We start from the raw sequence: 23,766 nt of genomic DNA on the forward strand, positions 1-23,766 counted from the left end.
AGGCCGGGATGATCAGGAAGGTGCCGGGGCGGAGGTGGCGCGGACGATGAGTTCGGGCGGGAGAGCGAGGTTCTCGGCCATGCCGTCGGTGGTGATCATGGCCGCCATGGTTTCGGCCGCGCGGGCGCCGATGGCGCGGGCGGGGATGCGGACGGTGGTGAGGGCCGGTTCGAAATCCTGCGAGCCGTGGAAATCGCCGATGCCGGTGACGGTGACCTGATCCGGAACGGAAATGCCCAGCCGCGCAAGCGCGTGCAGCGCGCCCCAGGCCAGCACGTCGTTGCCGCAGACGATGGCGGTAGGGCGGCGGGGCGCGGCCATGAGCTCGGCCACCGCCTGCTTGGCGTCGGCGACGCTGTAGGGGGTTTCGCGTTGCAGGATCTCGGGGTCGCCGCCATTGACGCGCAGGCCGTCGGCGAGGCCCTGAAGCCGCTGGGCGGCGCGGTCGTTGCCGTGGAGCGGCGGGAAGACGGCGGCGATATGACGGTGGCCGAGGGACGCGACATGGGTGCCGACCAGGTGGCCCGCGCGGTAATTGTCGGAGCCGACGCAGGGCAGCGGCGCATCCTCGGCGTAGTTCCACAGAAGCAGCGCCGGCGTGTTCTGTTGAGCCAGAAGCTCGTAGGTGTCGGTGGCGTGGTCGAGGCCGATCAGGGCGATGCCGTCGACCCGGTGTTCGAGCATCTTGCGGGTGAGGGCATATTCGCGGTCGAGGCTGTAGCCGTGGGAGGCGAGCAGGATGGTGAAGCCCGTCTGCTCGACCGCGTCGGAGAAGCTCTGGATCAGTTCGGCGAAGATCGCCTGGTCGATGGTGGGGACGATAAGGCCGATGGTGCCGCTGCGGATGCCGTGGATCGTCTGGGCCGCGCGGTTGCGGATATAGCCCAGCCGACGGACCGCCCTGTCGATGCGTTTGCGAGTCGACGGCTTGACGAGATCGGGGTGGTTGAAGCTGCGCGAAACGGTCGAGGGAGAGACGCGGGCAGCCTTTGCAACAGCGAGGATATCGGCCTTTTTCACTGTCATTTCATATCGTTGCCCCGTGTATTGACGCCCAGTCATGAAAACATTTGCATTACTATTTTCATCTCTTACCGTGGAGCGTCAACCACAATGCGTTTTGGGAGGAGGGCTGCGTGGAGTTCCTGGCGTATATGGGTGACGTGTTCACGCCGATCAATTTTGGCCTGTTGCTGATCGGGACGATCGGCGGGCTGATCCTTGGTGCGACGCCGGGCCTGTCGCCGACGATGGCGGTGGCGCTGCTGATCCCGTTCACCTTCCGGCTGGACGCCACGCAGGGGCTGGTTCTGCTTGGGGCCGCCTATACCTCGACCGTGGCGGGCGGGGCGGTGAGTGCGATCCTGCTGAAGATACCGGGCGCGCCCGCGAATATCGCCACCACGCTCGACGGGCACACGATGGCCAAGAAGGGCGAAGGGGCGCGGGCGTTGCAGCTTTCGTTCGTGGCCTCGGCTGTGGGCGGGGTGTTCGGGGTGCTGCTGCTGATCTTCCTGACCCCGCTTCTGGCGAAATGGGCGCTGGCCTTCGGGCCGTCGCACCTGTTCTGGCTGGCCATTCTCGGGGTGACGGTGATCGGGTCGCTCGATTCCAGTTCGGTGGTGAAGGGTCTGCTGGCAGGGTGCATCGGGCTGTGGCTGTCGACCATCGGCTTCGACGACATCATGGGCGCCCAGCGCTTCATCTTTCATTCCAGCGTGTCGGGGGGGATCAACGTGATCCCGGCGCTGATCGGGCTGTTCGCCATTCCGCAGGTGATCTCGATGTTCCTGAAGGGCCGGCGGGAGCGGGAGGCGGAGGTGCTGACCGTGCGCCGCCATCCGATCACCGAGGCCATCCGCGAGGTGTTCCGGCGGTCGCGGGCGCTGACCATCGGGACGCTGACGGGCTCGTTCATCGGGTTGATCCCCGGCGTGGGCGGGCAGATCGCGGGGCTGGTGGCCTATGACCAGTCGCGCCGGATGAGCCCGGAGAGCCGCAAGTTCGGCACCGGGCACAGCGAGGGGGTGATTGCCGCCGAGAGCGCCAACAACGCGATGGTGGGCCCGTCGCTGGTGCCGCTGCTGACGCTGTCGATCCCCGGCTCGCCCACGGCGGCGGTGCTGCTGGGGGGCTTGCTGATCCACGGGATCTTCCCGGGCAGCGACCTGTTCGAGAACTACCCGGACGTGGCGTGGACCTTCATCAACTCGATGCTGGTGGGGCAGATCCTGATGTGCGTCTTCGGACTGCTGGTGGCCGGGCTGGCGGCGCGGGTGGCGCAGGTGCCGAACGCGGTGATGGCGGCGGTGGTGCTTGGGCTGGCGGTGTTCGGCAGCTACTCGGTGCAGAACTCGATGGGCGATGTCTATGTCATGATGGCGCTGGGGACCGGCATGTTCTTCCTCGAGCCGTTCGGGCTGTCGGCGGCGCCGCTGGTGCTGGGGCTGATCCTGGGCCCGATTGCCGAGGCGAATTTCATCCAGGGCAAGATGATCGCAACGGCGACGTCGAGCACCGGGGCCTATTTCTTTACCGGACTGCTGAACCTGACGCTGATCGGGCTGGTGGTGGCCTCGGTCGCCTACTCGGTCTGGATGGAAGTTCGGCACCGGCGCTACACCACCAAGGAAGACGCGATGGTGAGAGGGGAGACCCCGACATGAGCGACCTGCCCCGCACACAGCATATCGTGGCCAGCGGCCTGATCGCCGCGGTGGGGATCGGCGTGGCCTATATCAGCTACACGTCCGAGCCGGCGCGGGCCTTCCTGTTTCCGAAGATCATCTCGACCGCCTTCGTGGTGCTGGCGCTGTGGACCTTCGGCAAGGCCGTGCTGGGCAAGACCAAGGTGGGGATCGGCCTGTCGGCGGAGGCGCTGCGGAATATCCTGCCGGGGCTTGTCGTGGCGCTGGTCTACGTGTTCTGGGCGGCGCAGGCGCTGGGGTTCTACACCGCGTCGGGCATCGCCTTTTTCCTGCTTCTGTCGCTTTACGACCCGGCGCCGCATGACGCGGTGCGGACATGGGTCAAGCGCATCATTGTCACCGCGGGTTTCGTCGCGGTGATGTACGGCCTCTTCGCGGTGCTGCTCAACGTCTACACGCCGCGGGAGATATTCCTCTGAACCGCAACAGCGGCAGAGATCACATCCAAGGGAGGAAACCCCATGAAGACCCTTTTCGCAGCCGCGTCCATCGCCTTGATGGGCCTGACCGGGGCCGCAGCCGCGGACTCGGCCGAGAACTACCCCGAACGCCCGCTGATGCTGATGGTCAGCTACGGTGCGGGCGGCGCGACCGATTTCCAGGCGCGGATCGTCACGATGACGGCGGGCAACGAGGATGCGCTTGGCATGCCCATGGCGATCGTTAACAAGCCCGGCGCGGGCGGCCGTGTCGGCTGGAACTGGCTGGCGACGCAGGCCGAGGCCGACGGCTATACGCTGGGCGCCTACAACATCCCGCATTTCATCGCCCAATCGATCGAGGGCGGGGTGGAATACAGCGCCGACAGTTTCGAGCCGATCGCCAACTGGGGGGCCGACCCGGCGGTGTTCGTGGTGGGCGCGGACAGCGAATTCAACTCGATGGAGGATGTCGTGGCCTACGCCAAGGAGAACCCCGGCGGGCTGACCTTCTCGGGCGCGGGGCTTTACGTGGGGCACCACATCGCCGCGCTTCAGCTTGAGAAGGCGGCCGGGGTGAAGCTGGCCTATATTCCCAACAACGCGGGCGGCGCCGGTGCCATGAAGGCGGTGATCGCGGGCGAGGTTCTGGGCGGGGTCAACAACCTGTCGGACGCGTTTCGCGCGAAGGAGGCGGGGAACGTGAAGATTCTCGGGGTCTTCGACAACGAGCGGAGCGACTTCCTGCCCGACGTGCCGACGATGCAGGAGCAGGGCTTCGACATCGACAATACCAGCGTGAACTTCCGGGGCGTGATGGTGCCCAAGGGCACGCCGCAGCCGATCATCGACAAGCTGGCCGAGGTGGTGCCGACGATGTTCGAGAACTCGCGCGTGGCCGACAAGATGAAGGCCGGCGGCTCGCCCATGCACGTGATGACCCGCGACGAGGTGATCGAGATGTGGAAGGCGCGCGAAGCGACGCTGAAGGAGCTTCTCGCCGGTCTCTGAACCAGCAATGCGGGGTGCGCGGGTTGGCCCGCGCGCCCCGGCTTACGGAAAGGTTTTCAAAGATGAACGCGATTGACCCGATCCCCGAGCTCGATGCCGTGATCGCCAGTGCAAGGGCCGCGCAGGCCCGCTACGAGGCGGAGGGCAGCCAGGAGCGGTATGACCGGGCGGCACAGGCCGTGGGCTGGGCGATCATGGAGCCCGGGCGCAACCGGGAGCTGGCCGAGCTGGCGGTGAAGACGACGGGGCTGGGCAACGTGGCCGACAAGATCGTCAAGAACCATCGCAAGACGCTTGGATTATTGCGCGATATCAAGGGGGTTACGACCTACGGGGTGATCAGCGACGATGCGGCGACGGGGCTGACCGAGATCGCCCGGCCGATGGGGCTGATCGGGGCGATCGTGCCCTCGACGAACCCCGGCGCCACGCCCGCCAACAACATCATCAACGCGCTCAAGTGCGGCAATGCCATCGTGGTGGCGCCCTCGCCCAAGGGCGTGGCGAGTTGCGAGCGGCTGTTGGAATTCATTCACGCCGAGTTTGCCAAGATCGGCGAGGATCCGGCCCTTGTGCAGATGGTGCCGGCACCGGGGTCGAAGGAAAAGACCCAGCGGCTTATGGAGAGCTGCGACCTGATCGTGGCGACGGGGAGCCAGAACAACGTGCATCGCGCCCAGACCGCCGGCACGCCGGCCGTGGCGGTGGGCACCGGCAATGTCACCGTGATCGTGGACGAGACCGCCGACCTGGCGGCGGCGGCCGAGAAGATCCGGGCGTCGAAGACCTTCGACAATGCCACGTCCTGCTCGTCGGAGAATGCCGTGGTGGTGGTGGATGCCGTGCGGGAGGATTTCCTGAAGGAGATGGCGCGCGCGGGGGGCGCCGTGGTCGAGGACGAGGCGGCGGTGGTGGCCGCGCTTTTCCCCGATGGGCACCTGAACCGGATGGTCGTGGCGCAGGATGCCGACCGGATGATCGAGGCGCTGGGGCTGACGGGCAAGGTGCCGGAGGGGACGGAATATGTCGCCGTGCCGACCAAGGGGATCGGGCCGGGGCATCCGCTGTCGGAGGAGAAGCTGAGCCGGGTGCTGGCGCTTTACGGGGCGAAGGATTTCGAGGAGGCGGTGGAGATCACCAGCCGGATCCAGAGGCACCAGGGGGCGGGGCATTCCGTGGGGCTGCATACCGGGGATGACGCGCGGCCGATGGTGCTGGCGCGGGCGGTGCCGACCAGCCGGGTGATCGTCAACCAGGCGCATACCTTTGCCACGGGCGGGTCGTTCACCAACGGGATGAAATTCTCGCTGTCGATGGGCTGTGGCGCGTGGGGCGGGAACTCGGTCAACGACAACGTTCACTGGAAGCATTTCCTGCAGACGACGCGGATCGTGCGGGAGATTGCGCCGAACGAGCCGAGCCTCGAGGAGATCTTCGGCGATTACTGGAAAGCCGCCGGATCATGACGCTGGACCGGGCAACGCCGCCATCGGGCACGGTGGGCGCGTGGCTCGACCGGCGGGCCGAGGGGGGCGGCACGGCGATCGTGTTTCCCGAGGACGGCACGTCGCTGGGCTGGGCGGAGTTACGCGAGGACGCGCTGTCGTTTGCGCGGCGGGTGACGGGGCTGGGCGTGGCGAAGGGCGAGAGCGTGGCCATCGTGGCGCCCAACAGCCGCGAGGGGATCACCGCGTTTTACGGGGCGCTCGCTGGCGGGTTTCGGGCGACGATGATCAACCTGGCCGCCGGGCGGGATGCCATCGCCTATGCGCTGGAGCATTCAGAGGCGCGGTTCGCCTTCGTGCATCCCGCCTGTCGCGATCAGTTCGACGCGGCGAACGATGCCGGGGTGGAGGTGATCGGCGCGGGGGGCGGCGGGGACGGCCCGCTGCACGAGGTGGCGCCGGAGGATCATGCGCTGCTGATGTATACGTCCGGCACGACGGGGCGACCGAAGGGGGTGCTGCACAGCCATGCGAGCCTGCTGGCCGGGGGCTGGACCACGGCGATTGCCCATGACCTGACGCCGGAGGACCGGGGGTTCTGCGTGCTGCCGGTCTATCACATCAACGGGCTGTGCGTGACGGTGATGAGCGCGCTGGTCTCGGGCGGGTCGCTGGCGATGGTCGGGCGGTTCTCGGCCTCGCGGTTCTGGGCGCAGGCGGGGGATGGCGGGGTGACGTGGTTCTCGGCGGTGCCGACGATCATTTCCCACCTGCTGCATGGCGAAGGGGGGCCGGACGAGGCGTGCCGCAAGCGGCTGCGCTTCGGGCGCTCGGCCTCGTCCGCCCTGGCGGTGGAGACGCAATCGGCCTTCGAGAGCCGGTTCTCGGTGCCGATCATCGAGACGATGGGGCTGACGGAGACGGCGGCGCAGATCCTGTCGAACCCCCTGCCCCCCGGTGTGCGCAAGATCGGGTCTTCGGGCATCGCCTATGGCTGCGAGGTGGCGATACAGGACGAGGCCGGGAAAGCCATGGCGGCGGAGGCCGAGGGCGAGATCGTGGTGCGGGGGCCGAACGTGATGCTTGGGTATTTGAAGAACCCGGAGGCCACGGCGGAGAGTTTCCGGGGCGACTGGTTCCGGACGGGCGATTTGGCCCGGATGGATGGGGAGGGGTATGTCTTCGTCACCGGGCGGCTGAAGGAGCTGATCATCAAGGGCGGCGAGAACATCGCCCCGCGCGAGGTGGACGAGGCGCTTTATGCGCATCCCGACGTTGTGGAGGCGGCGGCGTTTGCCCGGCGCTGTGCAAAATATGGCGAGACGGTGGAGGCGGCGGTTGCCGTGCGGGAGGGATCGACGCTGGGGGCGGAAGAGCTGCTGGAGCTGTGCCGCGGGAAGCTGGGGGCGTTCAAGACGCCGGATGCGATTCACTTCCTCGACGAGCTGCCGAAGGGGCCGTCGGGGAAGATCCAGAGGCTGAAGCTGGCGGATATCCTGGGGCTGTAGGGGGCCGCGCCGTGGCGCCCCCCTGGCCGGCTCAAGGCCGGGGCGGCATGACGCAGGAGGCGTCGGACTGGCCCGGGTGATGCGGCGTGCCTTCGTCCCAGGGCAGGAAGACCATGGCGTCGGGGATGCCGAGATCCTGGAGTTGCCAGGGCGTGCCGCCACGGAATTCGAGATGGCCGCGGCCGATGATGCCGATGACGAGCGGCGCGTCGTCCTGGGCGGCGCGGTCGGCGATGCGGCAGGCGAAGGCGCGGTCCCAAGTCTGCTGGGCGCGGACGAACCGGTCGAAGGCGGGGTCTTCGGAGGACTTGGCCTGACGGTCGGGGCGGGCGCCGCCGGTGACCTCGAACAGGTAGCGGCGGTAATCGGGCGAGGCGTCGCGGGACGGGGTGAGGCCTTCGCGGGCCTCCTCGCCGATCTCGTCCCAGCCGAGCTTGCCCACTTCGCTGACCAGCCCGCGGCGGCAGTTGAGGCCGATCATCTCGGTTCCGGTGTCGCGGCAGAAGCGGAAGATCGGCAGGTATAGCTCGGGCGGGAAATTCCAGACCTCGCCCCATTCGGCGCGCTCGAGGAAAGTCTCGTCGTCGAGCTGGCCTGCCACCCATTCCGCCAGCACCGGGTTGAGCCGGGCCGGGAACATCTCGAAGCCCAGCACGACCGGGCGGCCATGGGCCAGCAGCGCTGCCGAGACGTGCATCTGCCAGCGGTGGATATCGGCGCGGTCATGGGTTTCGCCAAGCAGGACCGCCGGGGCACGGGAGGCCCGGGCGATCAGGTCGGCATAGGCCAGCGGCGTGCCGGTGCCGGGTTCGAACCAGTCACCCGCCTTCATGCCGGGGTTACCCGCAGGCCGGTGGGCGCGCCATCCGTGTCGAGGGCGCGGTGGCCGTCGGCATCGGTTTCCCAGCCCGCGACGCTGCCGCCGGCGAGGTGGAGGTGGAAGCCCTTGGTCATCACGTTGATATATCCGCCCATCGGAACGATCTTCTCGATCGTACCCTGCCAGTTTTGGGCGAGGCCGGAAAGCTCGGCGGTGATGGTGACGGGCTGGGCGCTTTCCTGCAGCTTTTCGAGGAGGGCGAGGCCGGGGTCGGCAGGGTCGATCTCGGCCGGTTCGGCGGTGTCGTCGCGGGGCGCGGGCGGATTGGCGGGCAGCGCGGTGCGGGCAAGGCCGTCGAGTGCTGTTTCCATGGGTGCGGCCCCTTCGAGCCCGGTGACGGAGAAGATGCGGTCGCCCGAGGCGTCGAGGAATTCAAGCCGGGGGTAGAGCTTGTCGCGCATGATCGTGCTGATGTCGAGCACGACAGAGGCGAAGGCGTCGGCCGGCAGGTCGGCGGACTGTTCGGGGCCGGTGATCCGGATGCGGCCGCCTTCGACGGTGACGCTGTCGACCGTGCCGAGCCGTTCATGCATGAAATTGTCGAGACGGATGGCGAGCATAACCCTGTCCATCGCCGGCAGGCGTTGCAGGATGGCGGCGGGGTCGGCCCCGTCGAGGCGCCAGCGGCCCATGGCGGTTTCAACGGTGTCTTGCGCGGTTTGGGTCATGCGGTGTTCCTTTGTTGGGTTTGGTCCTGATGCGGCAGGCCGATCTGCCACATCGAATAGGGGGCGAGCGGGAACGGATCCCGGTGCGAGACGCAGAGGATCGCGGTGTCGGGAAGCGAGCGGTTGATCAGCGACAGGATCTCGGCCTCGGCGGTGGCATCGAGGCTGCTGGTGGCCTCGTCAAGCGCGACCCAGTCGGGGCGGAGCAGCAGCACGCGGGCCAGGGCGAGGCGCTGGCGTTCGCCCATCGACAGCCCTTCGAGCGCGCCGGGGCCGTCATCGTCAAGGGTCGGCAGGCGGTGTTCGAGGCCAAGCTGGGTCAGAACCTGGCGGATGCGATCCGGCGGGAAATCGGCGGGATCCTCGGGGTAGCAGGCGGCGGCGGCGAGCCCCTCGCCGAAGAGGTGCGGTTTCTGCGGCAGGTAGAGGATTCGGTTCGCGGGGCGGTCGATCTGGCCCTCACCATAGGGCCAGACGCCCGAGATGGCCGCGAGCAGCGTGCTTTTCCCCTGCCCCGAGGCACCGGCGATCCAGACCCGTTCGCCGGGGTGGATGGTGCGGTCGGGCACGGGGAAGAGCGCCCTGCCCTGCGGCGTGACCAGGCGCAGGCTGCGCACGTGCAGCGCGTCGTCGGAGGCGGTGGTGCGGATGATGTCGCGGGCCGCGCCGGGCATCGGCGGCGGCCGGTCGGCGCTGGCGAAGAGGTCGTCGAGCCGTTCGGCGACGGCGGCGAACTCGGCCAGGTCGCGGTAGGAGAAGATGAACCAGCTGAGCGTCTGCGTCACGCGGCCGAAGGCGCTGGAAAGCTGCATCAGCCCGCCCAGCGTGACCGCGCCGGCGAAATAGGCGGGCAGCGAGAAGAAGAGCGGGATGCGCAGGATCGACTGGTAATAGGGCCGGGTGAAGAGGCCGAGGATGAACTCGCGCCCGATGAGGCGATACCAGTTGTGGCGGATGCCGTCGAAGCGCTGTGCGAGGCGGCGGCGCTCGGCCGGCTCGCCCGCGGATTGCGCGACCTCGCCGGCGTTGTCGCGCAGTTGCACGAGCGCGTAGCGGAAATCGGCCTCGCGCCGTTCCTGCCGGAAGACGAGCGATTTCAGCGGGCGGCCCATCAGGTGGGTGAAGAGGCTGGAGACCGCCACGTAGAGGAAGGCCAGCCAGACGAGGTAATGGGGAATGGCGAATTCGCGCCCGAAGACCGGCAGGCGCAGGACGAAGTCGGAGAGGTTCCAGAGGATCACCACGTAGGAGACCAGCGCCACGATGCGGCCGATCAGGTCGAGCGTTTCCTGTAGCAGAAGCTCGATGTAGAGGCGGCAATCCTGGGCGATCCGCTGGTCGGGGTTGTCGACGGACTTGGGCGAGAGGCCCGGGCGCAGGTGCCAGTAGGCGTGCCCGTTCGTCCATGCATCGAGGGCGCGGTCGGTGAGTTGCGCCCGCCAGAGCAGGAGCAGCCGCTTGCGGATGTAGTCGCCCAGCAGGAAGATCATGGACGACAGGAGGACAATGGCGCCGAAGACCCAGAGCTCGCGGATCGCGGCGGCCGCGTCGAGGTTTTCCAGCGCGTCGTAGAACCGCTTGTACCAGGCGATCATCTGCACATCGACCCAGATGTCGGCAAATTGCAGGCCGAGCACCGAACCGAACATGGTGAGCCCGACCCAGGCCCGCGGCCCGGAGGCCGCGAGGCGGGTCAGGCGATAGATGCGCTGGAATACGGCGCGCATCTAGAAGGTCTTGTCGAAGCTGACCATGAAGGTCCGGCCCGGCCCGGTCTGCAGCTCGATCGGGTTGGTGTTTGCCACCGAGGTGCTGGCCGTCATCCCGTAGGTGGCGGCGTTGGGCACGAAGTAGCGCTTGTCGAACACGTTCTGCACGCCGAACTTGATGAAGCCGTTATCGACGACCTCCCACTTGGCGTAGAGATCGAGCAGCGCGTAGCCGTCCGGTTTGAAGTCGGTCGGACTTTCGGTTTCCTGCACGTCCGCGGCGAAGGTGGCCACGCCTTCGAGGGTGAGGTTGCGCGACGGGATCTCGTGCGTGAGCGCCACGGTCGCGGTGAGCGGCGGCAGGGTGTGCGGCGTCTCGACCGCCGTGGGCGAGACCTTCTGCCGGCCCTTCTGCCACGCGGCGGAGACATCTACGCCGGTGCGGTCGGTGAATTGCCACGCGCCCGACGCCTCGATGCCCCAGATGTCGACCTTGGAGATGTTGCGGTAGGTGTAGTCGCTGGTGCCCGGCGGGTTGTAGAAGCTCTGGATGAAGTCGTCATACTGCGCGTAGAAGCCGTTGATGGCGAAGAAACCGAGGGGCTTCTCGAAGCGGAGGCCGAGCTCGTAGCTTTTGACCTCTTCCGGGCGCAGGTTGGGCGCGGGGATCAGGTTGAAGAAGGCGCCCGGCAGCGAGGTGTAGAGCTGTTGCGCGGTGGGCATCTTGAAGCCCTCGCCGTACTTGCCCCAGACGGACCAGGTGTCGTCGAACCGGTAGATCGCGCCGAGGCTGGCGAGCAGGCGTTCCTGTTCGCGCTTGCGCGGCTCCTTGCCCGGCACCGGCATGTAGTTGGCGTCGGGGCGCGGGTCGATCTTGTAGGTGGCGAAGCGTAGGCCCGGCGTCAGCTCGAACGCGCCGCCCGCGAAGGTGACCTGGTCCTGCACGTAGATGTCGGCGCGGGTGGTGGTAGCGTTGGCGAAGTTGAAGCCGCCCGCGCGGGTGTCGGTGACCGCGCCGGTGGTCAGGTTGGTTTCGATGTCTCGGCGTTCGTAGTCGGTGCGGGCGATGTCGCCGTCGAAGCCCATGATCAGCTCGTGCTCGGTCTGGCCCAGCATGAAGTCGAACGTGGCCTGGACGTCGAGCTCGTAGAAATCCTCGGAATAGCCGAGGAAATCCCGGGTGACGATGCTGTCGCCCGAGGCCGAGGTCGAGGCCTCGAAGCCGGTGCGGGTGTAACCGTTGGGGGTGTAGGCGAAGGTGGTGCGCAGTTCCCGCATCACGCCGCCGGGGGTGAAGCTGTGTTCGATCGCGTAGCGTTCGCGGTAGAGGTCGAGGAAGCGGTCTTTCTGGTTGATGACCTCGCCCGTGGGGGCGCCGGTGATGGTGGAGGTGACCGGCCCCAGCGTCGAGAGCTGGCGGACATCGGTTTCACGGCCGGTGATGTCGGCGCTGAATTCGAAGCGGTGGTTTTCGCCGGGCGTCCAGACCAGCTTCGCCAGCGTGCGGGTGGATTCGGTGCTCATCGGGTCGAACTCGCCACAGGTGGTGGCGCCGAAACCGATGTTGCGGAAACAGCCGTAGATGCCGCCATCGTCGCGGGCATTGGTCAGTTCCGGCTCGTTGGCGGTGGCGCGCTTGATCCCGACGAGGATCGAAAGGTCGTCGGTGAAGCGCTGTCCGAAGGTGAGCGATACGTCGGTGCCGTTGTCGAAGCTGTCGAACCCGCCCTTCATGTTGAGCGCCCGGTCGCGGCCCTGGAGCAGGTCTTCGGGGTCGAGCGTTTCGAGGGCCACGAGCCCGCCCAGCGCGTCGGCGCCCCAGAGCACCGAGGCCGGGCCACGGACGATCTCGGCCTGCTTGGTGAAGCTGAAATCGAGGTAGTCGCGGGTGCCGTCGATGATACGTTCGGGCACGCGCGAGCCGTCGACCTGCATGGCCACGCGGTTGCCGCCGACACCGCGGATGACGAAGCCGCCGAAGGTGCTGAACGGGTCGGTGCCGGTGGTCTGGCGCGGGGCGGTGACGCCGGGCACGTTGCGGACCAGCTCTTCCATGTCGGTGATGTGGCGGTCGTCGATCTCGTCGTCGTCGATGACAGTAACGTTGGCGGGCACGTCGAGCACCTGCCCCCCGGCCCTGTCGGTGTTCAGCGTGATGGTGCCGAGTTCGATATGGCCGTCCTGCGCGGAGACCAGCGAGGCCGGGCATACGCCCAGCAGGAAGCACGCCGCAAGGCGCACCGTGACTTTCAATGGCTTGGACATGATCCATCCCCCAAGTGCGTTTCTCGTTCGATAGCGGGCGCACGGAGGGGCTGGCTTGAATTATGGGTATCGCCTTACTTAATCTGATAATTTAAGTCAACTTAATCCGGCGCCGACGAACCGGGATTCGTGAACGCGCCGTACCCGGCCCCGAAACAGGGGTCAGGTCCGGGCCGGGGCGCCTTGTTTTTCGGCATTTTCGGGTGGCGGGGGCGGCGCGCGGGATGTCGGCCGGCACGGTCTCGCCCCCTTGTTCGGACCGGTTCAGAAATTCACCCGGTCGCCGCCCTTGAGCGCGAGCATCTCGCGCGCCTCGTCGGGGGTGGCGACCTGAAGGCCGAGCCCCTCGACCAGGCGGCGCGCCTTCTCGACCTGCTGGGCATTGGTTTCCGCCAGCTTGCCGCGTTCGATCCAGATGCTGTCTTCCAGCCCGACCCGGATGTTGCCGCCCATCGAGACGGCCTGGGTGGCGATGCGGAACTGGTCCTTGCCGGCGCCGAGGACGGACCAGCGGAAGTCGTCGCCGAACAGCCGGTCGGCGGTGCGCTTCATGTGCATCACGTCCTCGGGGTGAGTGCCGATGCCGCCGAGCAGGCCGAAGACCGACTGGATGAAGAAGGGCGGCTTCACCAGCCCGCGATCGGCGAAATGGGCGAGGTTGTAGAGATGCGAGATGTCGTAGCATTCGAACTCGAACCGGGTGCCGTTGCCGTAGCAGGTTTCGAGCACGTACTTGATATCCTTGAAGGAATTGCGGAAGACGAGGTCGCGGGAGTTCTCGAGATATTCGCGTTCCCAGTCGTGCTTGAATTCCTTGTACTTGGCCAGCAGCGGGAAGAAGCCGAAATTCATCGAGCCCATGTTGAGCGAGGCGACCTCGGGCTGCCAGTAGGCGGCGGGGGCGGCGCGTTCGTCGACCTTCATGTAGGGCGAGCCGCCGGTGGTGATGTTCACCACGGCACCGGTGGCCTGCTTGATGCGCGGCAGGAAGCCGGCGAAGGCCTCGACCGACTGGTCGGGCCTGCCGGTTTCGGGATCGCGGGCGTGCAGGTGGAGAATGGCGGCACCGGCCTCGGCGGCGCCGATGGCGGACTCGGCGATCTCGTCGGGGGTGATCGGCAGGTGCGGGGTCATGGTGGGGGTGTGGATGGCGCCGGTTATGGCGCACGAGATGATGACCTTGTCGGGGGTCGGCATGTTCAGTCTCCTCTATCCATTGTGGCGCCGGCCCCGCGGGCCGCGAACGCCGTGAATCGCCTTTCGGGCCGCGCCCGGCGGTGGGCGGATGATCCCGGATACCGCGCGGCGGCATCGAGGTCGATGGCCATGCATGCAGCGGGGATGGTCATCCGAGGGTCTCGAGGTTGCCGTCGACGGGGAAGGATTGCCCCGACAGGTTCCGCCCGGCGTCGGAAATCAGGAAAGCCACGATATCGGCCACGTCCTCGGGCGGGGTCATGCGGCGGAGCGAGATGCGCGATATGTACTCGGCCTTCATGTCGTCATGGCTCACGCCTTTCTGCGTGGCACGGTCGGCGATGACCTTTTCCATGCGCGGCCCTTCGATGATGCCGGGCAGGATGGCGTTGACGCGGATGTCATGCGGCCCGAGCTCCTTGGCGAGGCTTTGGGTGAGGCCGATGACGCCCCACTTGGCCGAGGCATAGGGCGTGCGGAAGGCATAGCCGAAGCGGCCGGCGGAGGAGGACATGTTGACGATGGCCCCGCCGCCCGCCTGCCTGAGCAGGGGCACGGCGAAATGGGCGCAGAGGAACTGGCCCGTCAGGCAGACATCGAGGCAACGGCGCCAGTCGGCGGGGGTGATCTCCTCGACCCCGCCGGTGGGGCCGGCGATGCCGGCGTTGTTGACCAGCGCGTCGAGCCCGCCGAGCGTGTCGGCGACGTGGCGGAAGAAATCTTCCATCTGCGACTCGTCGGAGACGTCGGCGGGGATGGCCAGTTCGGCGCCCAGCTCCGATTTCGCCCGGTCGAGCGCGGCCGCGTCGACATCGCAGATGACGAGACGCGCGCCTTGCGCCTTCAGTTGCCGGGCGATGCAGAGGCCGATGCCCGCCGCCCCGGCGGTGACGACGATGCGCTGGCCGGCGATGCCGGGAAGGGTCATGGTGGCGGGGGGTGGCACTGTGGTCTCCTGTGCTTGCGAGGGGTCGCCCCCGTGACGGTTATTGCCCCATCTGTCGGCGGGGCGCCTTGCCCCTGACGGTGCAGCTTATCGATGACCGGCCGCGCATCAACCCGCTTCTCCGGCCGGCACTGCGGCACTCTTTCGGGCGGGCCGGCCTGCGCATGTTTCTGCCGGAAGTTGCAGATTGCCATATTCCTTCCACATTCGGATGAGAGGCATGAGACAGTAACGATGACTCGCCGCACTCCGGCGGTGCCCGACAGAAATGGAGGACACGTGGTTCAGTACAGCCCAGTACCGGCCTTCCTGCTTGCCGCAGCGATTGCCCTGCCGATCCAGCCTGCAATGGCGGAAACCAGCGTTTCGATAGAGGTGGTCCGGGAAGTGGAGACCGCCGAGGGCGACAGGGAGCTTCAGCCGGTCGAGACCGCCGTGCCCGGCGAGCCGCTGATCTACCGCATCGAACTTGAGAATACCGATCCGGAGCCTGCCACGTCTGTCGGGTTGTCGCTGCCGCTGGACGAAAGCCTTGCCATCGACCCCGAGTCGGTCTCGGCGGGGATGGATATCGGCGTGGTCTTCTCGGCCGATGGCGGGGAGAGTTTCGCGGCATTCTCGGAGCTGTCCGTCGAAGAGGGCGGCACCGAGCGCCAGGCGCAGGCCACCGACCTTACGCATATGCGCATCGAGATAGAAGAGATCGCCGCCGAAAGCTCGGTGGCCGTCGAATACGACGCCGTCGTCCGCTGATACGGCCCGGCCCCGCGCCCGCCTGCAAACGAGCCCAGGAACCGAACATGCCATTCACTCACCTCGCCAGAGCGTTCGCCGCAGCGGCGCTTCTCTCCCTCACCGCCGGTGGCGCACTGGCCGCCGGCACCGAACCCGGCACCAGCGTGTCGAGCACCGTCAGCATCTCTTATTCGAGCGGCGGCACGACGATCACCCAGGACGATGCGGCCAGCGTCGAGTTCGTGGTCGACCGGAAGGTCGACTTCAGCTTCCAGGGGCAGGATGCGGGCGGCACCGTGCTGGCCGACCAGGGCGCCGACGAGCAGGTGATGGTGTTCCGGCTGGAGAACGAGGGCAATGACAGTTCGGGCTATGACATCGACGTGGCGAGCGCCGGGGATATCGGGCTGACCCACGACCCCGCAGGGGGTGGCGAGCCGGGGACCTACTCGGTTTATGTCGGCACCGAGTCGGAACTGGCCGCGGAGGATGCGGTCTATGACCATGACGGCACCACCACGATCGGCGACCTGCCGGCCGATGCTGTGCGCTTCGTCAAGATCGTGGCGCATGTGCCGGGCGACGTGGACGATGCGGCGACCGATACGTTCGACGTGACCGCGACGGCGCTCAACGCCGGCACCAACACCGTCACGACCGAGGTTACCGGACAGGGCCTTCAGGGCGTCGACACGATCTTCACCGATCCCGGCGAGGACGGCACGGAACAGGCGACCGAAAGCTACGTGATCCAGGCCCCGCAACTGAGCGCCGACAAGACCGCCGCCGTGGTGTCGGAGAACCTGTCGGGCGATTTCGACTGTGGCGGGGGCGCTGCCGAAGCCGGGGCCGAGGCCGCCGTGCCGGGCGCCTGCGTCGAATACGTGATCAGCGTCAGCAACGCCGAGGAGGCCAGCACCGACGCCGTCAACGTGACCATCACAGACGAGTTGCCCGAGGGCATCACCTTTGCCGGGATCGCCGCGAATACCGGGTTCGACGCGGTCAACGAGGCCAGCGGCACGGTCACGGCCGAGCTGGCCGCCCTGCCCCCCGGCGCGACCGCGAGCGTGCGCATCCGCGCAACCGTCAACTGAACCCCGCCTGACTGAACCGCCGACCAGACCGAAGAACAGCCGGAGGACCCCATGCCACGCGACACCCGCTTTCTGCTTTCGGCGGCCGCGATCCTGAGTGCCCTTGCCCAGCCCGCCCTTGCCGCCGGTGCCCCGCCGGGCGAGATCGTATCGAACAGCATGACGCTGAGCTACGACACCGGCGGCGACACGATCACGCAGGAGGAGGCCGCCGAGGCGAGCTTCACGGTGGACCAGCGGTTGTCGTTCACCTTCGCCTCGCTCGAGGATGGCGGGACGGTGAATGTCGAACCGGGCGCGGCGGCGCAGGAGATCCGGCTGATCCTGACCAACACCGGCAACGCGGCGGTGCCGTTCAACATCGATGTCGCGGCGGTGGCGGACCAGCTTGGCCTGAGCCTCGATCCGGCCGGTGGCGGCGAGGAGGGCACCTACTCGGTGTTCCTGCTGGACGCGCCCGGCGGCACGCCGGTGGCCTATGACCCGAGCGGCGTGGTCTCGACCGGGCCGATCCCGCCGGACGGGTCGCGGATCGTGGTGATCCGGGCGACCATCCCGCGCGCGGCCGGGGATGGCGCGCTGACCTCGTTCGAGGTGAGTGCCGCGCCGCTGACGCCAAATGGCAGCGGGGCGCAGGGCGCCGTGCGCGGACAGGGGCTGGGCGCGGTGGATATCGTCTATGCCGACGATGGCGAGGACGGCACCGTGCTGAGCGAGACGAGCTACCAGGTGCTGGCGCCGCAGCTGACGGCGGCGAAGGACGTGGTCGTGGTATCGGAGAACCGCTCGGGCGAGTTCTCCTGTTCCGGTGGCACGCCCGAGCCGGAGGCCGAGGCGTTCATCCCGGGCGCCTGCATCGAGTACACGATCACGCTGAGCAATGCGCCCGAGGCCAGCAGCCCGGCCACCTTCCTGCAGTTCAACGACACCCTGCCCGAGGGGGTGACCTTCGACAGCGTCGCGGTCAACAACGGGTTCGACGAGCTTGACGTCGAGGGGGCGATGATCAGCGGGGCGGTGGCCACGCTGGCGCCGGGCAGCTCGGCCTTCGTGCGGATACGCGCCACCGTGGATTGACATGCCGAGATGCCACGCACCGTTCCGGATAGCGGCGACGGCCCTTCTGTTGCTTGCGGGCGCCCCGCAGGCCCAGACGCCTGAACAGACCCCGGCCGGGGGCGAGATCACCAACCGCGCGGTGATCGAGTTCGGCACGGGCGGCATTCCCCCGATCGAGGCGGTAAGCACCATCGTGGTGGTCGCGCCCGACGTGCCGGGGGAATTGTCGGCCTACCGTGTTTCGGCCGCCGAGGCCGGTGCCGTGGAGATGGAGATCGCGGCCCCGGAGTACTCCACCACCGCCCGGGCGGATGGCCCGTTCCAGCCGGTTCCGGATGCCGCCGTGCCGGGGCCGGCAGACCCGGTCAGCAGCAGGCTGGCCAGGACCGGCCGGGTGCGCGCCGGCGAGCAGGTGTTCTTCGTGCTTGACGATCCGCTGGTCAACGGCGACCCGGGCCGGCGCGACACCGCCCTGCTGGAGGTGCAGGATTCGGTGAGCGGCGATACCGAGGTGCTGCGGATCCACGAGACCGGCCCGGACACCGGTATCTTTGCCGGGGGCCTGTGCGCCTGCCCCGACCTGGGCCGGCAGGCCGACGGGCGGCTGGCGACGCGCGCGAACTCGAGGCTGATCGCGCGCTCCTCCAACGAGCGGTTTCCCGAGCGGCGGTTCGAGAACAGTGTCACGGTCGGGCCGGTCTCGCCCACCGGGCGGGTGTTCGACAGCCGCAGCGGCACGGCGCTGGACGGGGCGCGGATCACCATCGTGAATGCCGAGACCGGGGCGGTGGCGGATGTCTATGGCGAGGACCTGGTCTCGCCCTTCCCGTCGACCGTGACCAGCGGCGGGCGGCCCAGCGACGCCTCGGGGCAGAGCTATGATTTTGCGCCGGGCGGTTACCGGTTTCCCTATGTGGAGCCCGGGCGCTACCTGTTCGTTCTGGAGCCGCCGGACGGCTACGTCGCGCCCAGCCGGCTGACGCCAGAGCAGATCGGCAACACGGTAAGCGCCGGGGCGCAGGTGACAGGGGCGTCCTACCTGGAGCCGTTCGACATCGCGCCGGGGCAGACGCTGCTGTATGACATCCCGCTCGACGGGGCGGCGATGCTGGATCTTTCGCGGACAGGCTCGACCGACGAGGCCGAGGCGGGCGAGGCGCTGCGGTTCACGGTGACGGTGGGCGCGTCGGTGCCGGGGGACACGGAGATCGACCTGGAGGACCGTCTGCCGCAGGGGCTGAACCTGGTGCGGGGGTCGTTCCGGATCGACGGGCAGCGGGCGCCGGGGCGGCTGGACATCTCGGCGGACGGGCGGGAACTGCGGGTCGAGGACCTGACGCTGTTGCAGGGCGAGCGGCGGCGCGTCACTTACCTTGCGCGGATCACGGCCGCCGCGCCCGACCGGGGCATCCTGACCTCGCGCTCGACCGCGGCGGGGGAGGATTTCGCCACGCTCTCGGCCTCGCACCGGCTGGAGATCGTGCCGGCCTTCGAGCGGGACGAGAGCGCCGTGCTGGGCCATGTGCAGGTGGGCTGTGGCCCGCCGCGCCGGGCGGAGCGGGATCTTTCGGGCATCCGGGTGATGTTGGCCAACGGGCGGTTTGCCGAAACGGATGCGCGCGGGCGGTTCACCTTTCGGGGGATCGTGCAGGGCACGCATGTGCTGGCGGTCGATCCGCTGACCCTGCCGCGCGGGTACGCGCCGGTTCTGTGCCGCAACAACACGCGGCGGGCGGGGTCGGCGGAATCGATCTTCGTCGAGACGCGGGAAGGGTTCGTGCGGAACGTGCGGTTCTACATCCGCGAGACCGGGATCGCCGAGCCGCCGGAGCCCGAGATCGCCATGCCGCCGGGGATCGAGGCCTATGACGCGGACTGGCTGGATGCGGCACCGCGGCGGGTGGGGATCGCCTTTCCGCCGGACAATCACCTGCCGCCGACGCGCAGCCTGTCGGCGGCGATCGTGCGGGGCAAGGGGCAGCGGACGGAGCTGATCCTCAACGGCGAGCCGGTGCCGGAGTTGTACCGGCGCCCGGCGATTGCCGGGGCGGATGGCGAGACATTCCTGGAAATCTGGCGCGGGGCCGAGCTGAAAGGCGGGGTAAACCGGCTGCGGCTGGTGCTGAAGGATGCGAACGGCAACGTGGTGAAGGAGGAGACGCGGCGCATCCGTTTTGCCGACACGCCCGCCGGGCTTGAGGTGGTGGAGGAGATGTCGGACCTGACGACGGACGGGCGCAGCCGGCCGAGGGTGGTGTTCCGGGCGACGGATGCGGAGGGCACGCCGCTGCATCCCGGCGCGATCGTCACGGTGTCGGTCGCCCGCCCCTTCGCCTTTGCGGCCGACGAGCGGATGCATGACGCGCGGCAGGGGGCCGAGCCGATGCAGCGGACGACCGCGACGGTGGATGCCGACGGGTATTTCCGGATGCGGCTGGCGCCGAGCCGGCGGTCGGGGCTGGCGCGGTTCGCCATCGAGGGGGCCGAGGAGCGACCCACCGCGACGGCGCGCATCTCGGCGGCAGAGCGGCCCTGGACGGTGGTTGGGCTGGCCGAGGGGACGCTGGCGGGGGACCGGGTGGCCGATGCCATGGCCGACCCCGGCGACCGGCGAATCCTGTCCTTCGGCGACGTCGCCATCGACGGGCGGGCGGCGATCTATGCCGAGGGGGTGGTGCGCGACGACTGGCTTCTGACCCTGCGATATGACAGCGCCATCGACCCCGACGAGCGGGATTTCTTCGCCGAGGATCCCGACCGCGACTACATCGTCTATGGCGACGAGAGCCGCGAGGGCGATGCCGCCAGCAGCCGGAGCCCGCTGTACTTTCACCTCGAGCGCGAGGGGGTCGACCTGCTGTACGGCGATTTCGACACCGGGGTCGGGCGTGACCGGCTGGCCGAGTATACCCGACGCCTGACCGGCGGGCGGGCGATCTTCGAGGACGAGCGGCAGCGGCTGACGCTGTTTGCCGCCGAGACCAGCCTCGGCTTTGCCGAGGACCGGTTCGCCGCCGACGGCACGTCGGGGCCGTTCGACCTGCGCCGGTCGGATATCCTGCCGAACTCGGAAACCATCGTGATCGAGACCACGGCCCGGAACGACCCGTCGCGGGTGATCAACCGGGTCGAGCTGCGTCGAGGGTCGGATTACACGATCGATTACGTGGACGGGCGGATCTTCTTTTCCGCCCCGATCCTGTCGCGCACGCCGGAGCTGGACCCCAACACCATCGTCGTGACCTACGAGACCGAAACCGACCGGAGGAGCGGGTTCATCTTGGGCGGGCGGTACGACGTGCGGGTGAACGACCGGCTGCGGGCGGGGCTGACGCTGGTGCACGAGGATGACATTGCCGATACCGATGGGGCGGGCCGGCTGGTGGGGGTCGATGCCGAGTACCGGGTGAGCGATACACTGACTTTCGGGGCCGAGGTGGCGATGTCGCAGCAGGACGCGTCGAACGTGCTGGAGGCCGGGCGCGAGGCCCATGCCGCCGAGGTGACGCTGCGCTATGACGACGGGGCAAGCGTGGTCGATGCCTATGTCCGCACGGAAAGCACCGGCTTCGGGATCGAGAATATCGTCGAGGGGCCGCAGACGATCAACAGCGCCGGGCTGACCGCCAGCGTGGTGCTGGCCGACCGCAGCGAGGTGAACGAGGACGGCGAGACCCGGACCGATATCCTGCGTTTCGAGGCGAGCGCGCGGACCGAGCACAATGTCGACACGCGCGAGACGCTGACGCTGGCCGAGGGGCTGGTGCTGCGGGAGGAGAACCGGCGGACGCGTGGCATCGGGCTGCGCTTTGCCGAGCGGCGGAACGCGCCGGATGGTCCGGACGGGCGGGTGCTGAAAGCCATTGGCCGGGCGACATACGAGAGCGAGGACGGACGGTTCCAGATGGCGGTGGGACAGGAGGTGAGCCTGTGGGAGGAAGGCGGGCTGGCCGAGGCGGACCGGGGCACGCTGACGCTGCATTACGACGTGACGGACAGGCTTTCGCTGTGGGGCACGAACGAGGTGGCGCTGGGGCGGGATTTCCGGGTGGATATCCTTGCCGCGGGCGCCGATTACGAGGTCTGGGAGGGCGCGGTACTGACGGGCGGGCTGGTCAACGCCATGACCCGTAGGAACGCGCAGACGGTGGGGCATCTGGGCCTCCGGCAGGATCTGGACATGAGCGAATATGCCACCGCCTATCTCGGCGTCGAGGCGCAGGATTCGCTGGCCGGCAACCTCGAGGATAGCGGGCCGTTGCAGCGGGCCGGGCTGACCAACCCGCGCCTGTCGGAGGGGTTCGTGGTCTATCGCGCCGGGTTCGAGCGGGTGACGGAGGCATGGAAGGCCTCGGTCGATACAGAACTGGGCTATACCGACGAGAACGACCATTTCCGCCTTCAGGCGCGGGCGACGACGCCGCTGACCGCGAACCTGTCGATCGGGGCCTATGCGAATTTCTACCGCGCGGTGCGGGAGGACGGCACGCACGAGCTGGATCACGAGGTGCGGTTCAGCTCGGCTTGGCGGCCGGACGACCGGCCGATCGTGGTGCTGGAGCAGTTCGAGGTGATCCGCGAGCGCGACGAGATCGTCGACGAGACGCGGGTGGTCAATTCGCTGCTTTACACCGAGGAGCTTGACGAGCGGAACGAGGTGACCGCGCGGCATGGGCTGAAATATATCGAGCAGTCCTTCGACGGCGAGACGGTGACGGATTTCTTGATGTTGGTCGGTGGCGAGTACCGGCATGACCTGACCGAGAAGTTCGATATCGGCCTGCATGGCGCGGCGCTGTGGTCGGCGGAGAGCGAGACCAGCGACTTCTCGGCCGGGGTTTCGGTGGGGCTGACGCCGTTCAAGAATGGCTGGCTGTCGATCGGCTACAACTTCACCGGCTTCCGCGACGAGGATTTCAGCGAGAACGGATACACCAACGAGGGGGCGTTCGTGCAGTTCCGGTTCAAGATCGACCAGGAGAATTTCAATGAGATTTTCTGAGGCGGTGCAGGGGCTGGTCCTGGTGGCGGCGCTCGCCCTGCCCGCCGGGGCGCTGGCGCAGGCCTGTGGCGCTGGGGGCGAGGCGCTGCGGGTGGACTGGTCGGGCGCGGGTTGGAAACGGGGGAGCCTGTCGGGCACTGTGGAGGCGGGCCGGGTGGATGCGACGGGCGACGGGCCGACCGAGCCGGTACAGGTCAGCGTCACCGGGTCGACCAACCGGCTGGAAAGCGGGTATCCGGCGGTCAGTTCCGAGTATACCGGCGGCCGGGGCGGCGGGCAGGAGACGCTGGCGGTGCAGGCCGATTTCGGCAGCAACAACCAGTCGGTGACCGTGACGTTCGACTTCGCCGTGCCGGTGGACGGGCTGTCCTTCGATATCTTCGACGTGGATTTCCTGCCCTACCTGGTCTTCCAAAGGGGCTATCGCGACGGTGTGACCGTCACCGGCGTCGCCGAGGATGGGGGTACGGTGACGCCCACGCTGCGCTCGCCACATGTGCCGGCGGGGCAGAACACCTCGTCGCGGGCGACGGTGTACCTGGGCGCGCCGCTGGCCGCGAACCAGGTGGTGGGCTACGGCGAGAATGCGGAGGCGGGGTCGGACGCGGGCAACGTGATGGTGCGGTTCGGCGCACCGGTGACGTCGGTGCGGGTGGAATACACGAACGGTCTCTATGCCCCCTCCCCCAACCCGCAGGCGCAGGCGATTGCCCTGTCGGATATCGATTTCTGCGTGGCGATGGCTGCCAACCTGGAGGCCACCAAGACGCAGGAGGTGATCTCGGAGACGCCGCAGGCCTGTGGCGATTTCGGATCGTCCGCCGCGGGCGGGTCGGAGGTCGCCGTTCCCGGAGCGTGCATCGAGTACCGGATCCGGGTGACGAATACCGGCGGCGGCACGGCGGATGACCTGACGCTGTCGGACGAGCTGGACGACAATCTCGTCTTTCGGGCGGCAAGGATGGAGGGGTTCGCATCCGGGGGGCCTGGGTTCGGCCTGACGATGCCGGCGGCCGGGCAAGGCTGTGGCGGGGGGCAGTGCCGGGTCAGCCTGGCCGATGCCGCCCTGCCGGCAGGCGCCACGGGCGAGGTGGTCATCCGGGCGACGGTCGAGTAG

General features: G+C 68.1%; 17 protein-coding genes. 10 read left to right on the top strand and 7 right to left on the bottom strand.

Translation table 11 applies throughout. The annotated features are described in order from the left end of the window. Window positions 1–12 precede the first annotated feature (12 nt). Window positions 13–1,020: a LacI family DNA-binding transcriptional regulator gene (locus tag QUV18_RS07650; protein ID WP_300893017.1), complete on the bottom strand. Its 1,008-nt coding sequence runs from the start codon at window positions 1,018–1,020 to the stop codon at window positions 13–15. A gap of 116 nt (window positions 1,021–1,136) precedes the next feature. Between QUV18_RS07650 and QUV18_RS07655 the strand changes: the two genes are divergently transcribed. The 5 genes from QUV18_RS07655 to QUV18_RS07675 all read left to right on the top strand — a co-directional run bounded on the left by QUV18_RS07655 (window position 1,137) and on the right by QUV18_RS07675 (window position 7,091). Then, entirely contained in the window at window positions 1,137–2,666 is a 1,530-nt protein-coding gene (locus QUV18_RS07655; protein ID WP_300893019.1) for a tripartite tricarboxylate transporter permease, read from the top strand. Beyond that, the gene (locus QUV18_RS07660; protein ID WP_300893020.1) at window positions 2,663–3,127 is read left to right on the top strand and encodes a tripartite tricarboxylate transporter TctB family protein; all 465 of its coding nucleotides are present in this window, start codon (window positions 2,663–2,665) and stop codon (window positions 3,125–3,127) included. The genes QUV18_RS07655 and QUV18_RS07660 overlap by 4 nt, the downstream gene beginning before the upstream one ends. Before the next feature lie 42 nt (window positions 3,128–3,169). Further along, entirely contained in the window at window positions 3,170–4,138 is a 969-nt protein-coding gene (locus tag QUV18_RS07665; protein WP_300893021.1) for a tripartite tricarboxylate transporter substrate binding protein, read from the top strand. A gap of 62 nt (window positions 4,139–4,200) precedes the next feature. Continuing rightward, window positions 4,201–5,604 carry an aldehyde dehydrogenase family protein gene (locus QUV18_RS07670; protein ID WP_300893022.1) on the top strand — a complete coding sequence of 468 codons (1,404 nt, stop codon included), beginning with the start codon at window positions 4,201–4,203 and terminating at the stop codon, window positions 5,602–5,604. Next, window positions 5,601–7,091: an AMP-binding protein gene (locus QUV18_RS07675; protein WP_300893024.1), complete on the top strand. Its 1,491-nt coding sequence runs from the start codon at window positions 5,601–5,603 to the stop codon at window positions 7,089–7,091. The genes QUV18_RS07670 and QUV18_RS07675 overlap by 4 nt, the downstream gene beginning before the upstream one ends. Before the next feature lie 31 nt (window positions 7,092–7,122). Here QUV18_RS07675 and QUV18_RS07680 read toward each other — a convergent pair whose 3' ends face one another. From QUV18_RS07680 to QUV18_RS07705, 6 genes are all read right to left on the bottom strand, one after another. Beyond that, entirely contained in the window at window positions 7,123–7,923 is an 801-nt protein-coding gene (locus QUV18_RS07680; RefSeq protein WP_300893026.1) for a ChaN family lipoprotein, read from the bottom strand. Further along, entirely contained in the window at window positions 7,920–8,639 is a 720-nt protein-coding gene (locus QUV18_RS07685; RefSeq protein WP_300893028.1) for a ChuX/HutX family heme-like substrate-binding protein, read from the bottom strand. Before QUV18_RS07685 ends, QUV18_RS07680 begins: the two co-directional genes overlap by 4 nt. Beyond that, window positions 8,636–10,366 carry an SbmA/BacA-like family transporter gene (locus QUV18_RS07690; protein WP_300893030.1) on the bottom strand — a complete coding sequence of 577 codons (1,731 nt, stop codon included), beginning with the start codon at window positions 10,364–10,366 and terminating at the stop codon, window positions 8,636–8,638. The genes QUV18_RS07685 and QUV18_RS07690 overlap by 4 nt, the downstream gene beginning before the upstream one ends. After that, window positions 10,367–12,613, bottom strand: coding sequence for a TonB-dependent hemoglobin/transferrin/lactoferrin family receptor (locus tag QUV18_RS07695; RefSeq protein WP_300893032.1), 2,247 nt, complete (start codon window positions 12,611–12,613; stop codon window positions 10,367–10,369). Window positions 12,614–12,877: 264 nt separating this feature from the next. Then, window positions 12,878–13,810: a 3-keto-5-aminohexanoate cleavage protein gene (locus QUV18_RS07700; protein ID WP_300893034.1), complete on the bottom strand. Its 933-nt coding sequence runs from the start codon at window positions 13,808–13,810 to the stop codon at window positions 12,878–12,880. Window positions 13,811–13,958: 148 nt separating this feature from the next. Next, window positions 13,959–14,756, bottom strand: coding sequence for an SDR family oxidoreductase (locus tag QUV18_RS07705; RefSeq protein ID WP_300893035.1), 798 nt, complete (start codon window positions 14,754–14,756; stop codon window positions 13,959–13,961). Window positions 14,757–15,035: 279 nt separating this feature from the next. On the opposite strand from QUV18_RS07705, the gene QUV18_RS07710 reads away from it, so the two are divergent. The 5 genes from QUV18_RS07710 to QUV18_RS07730 are packed head-to-tail and all read left to right on the top strand — an operon-like array spanning window position 15,036 to window position 23,766. Continuing rightward, window positions 15,036–15,509, top strand: a complete 474-nt coding sequence (locus QUV18_RS07710; RefSeq protein WP_300893036.1) for a hypothetical protein — start codon at window positions 15,036–15,038, stop codon at window positions 15,507–15,509. Window positions 15,510–15,556: 47 nt separating this feature from the next. After that, the gene (locus QUV18_RS07715; protein WP_300893037.1) at window positions 15,557–16,588 is read left to right on the top strand and encodes a hypothetical protein; all 1,032 of its coding nucleotides are present in this window, start codon (window positions 15,557–15,559) and stop codon (window positions 16,586–16,588) included. 51 nt (window positions 16,589–16,639) lie between these two features. Further along, window positions 16,640–17,665: a hypothetical protein gene (locus QUV18_RS07720; RefSeq protein WP_300893038.1), complete on the top strand. Its 1,026-nt coding sequence runs from the start codon at window positions 16,640–16,642 to the stop codon at window positions 17,663–17,665. 1 nt (window position 17,666) lies between these two features. Beyond that, window positions 17,667–22,649 (top strand): hypothetical protein, encoded by a 4,983-nt coding sequence (locus QUV18_RS07725; protein WP_300893039.1) that lies wholly within the window; start codon window positions 17,667–17,669, stop codon window positions 22,647–22,649. After that, a complete protein-coding gene (locus QUV18_RS07730) occupies window positions 22,636–23,766 on the top strand; it encodes a hypothetical protein (RefSeq protein ID WP_300893040.1) in 1,131 nt (376 codons plus the stop codon). Before QUV18_RS07725 ends, QUV18_RS07730 begins: the two co-directional genes overlap by 14 nt.

The sequence above is a fragment of the Roseovarius sp. genome (assembly GCF_030373445.1).
GTDB lineage: Bacteria > Pseudomonadota > Alphaproteobacteria > Rhodobacterales > Rhodobacteraceae > Roseovarius.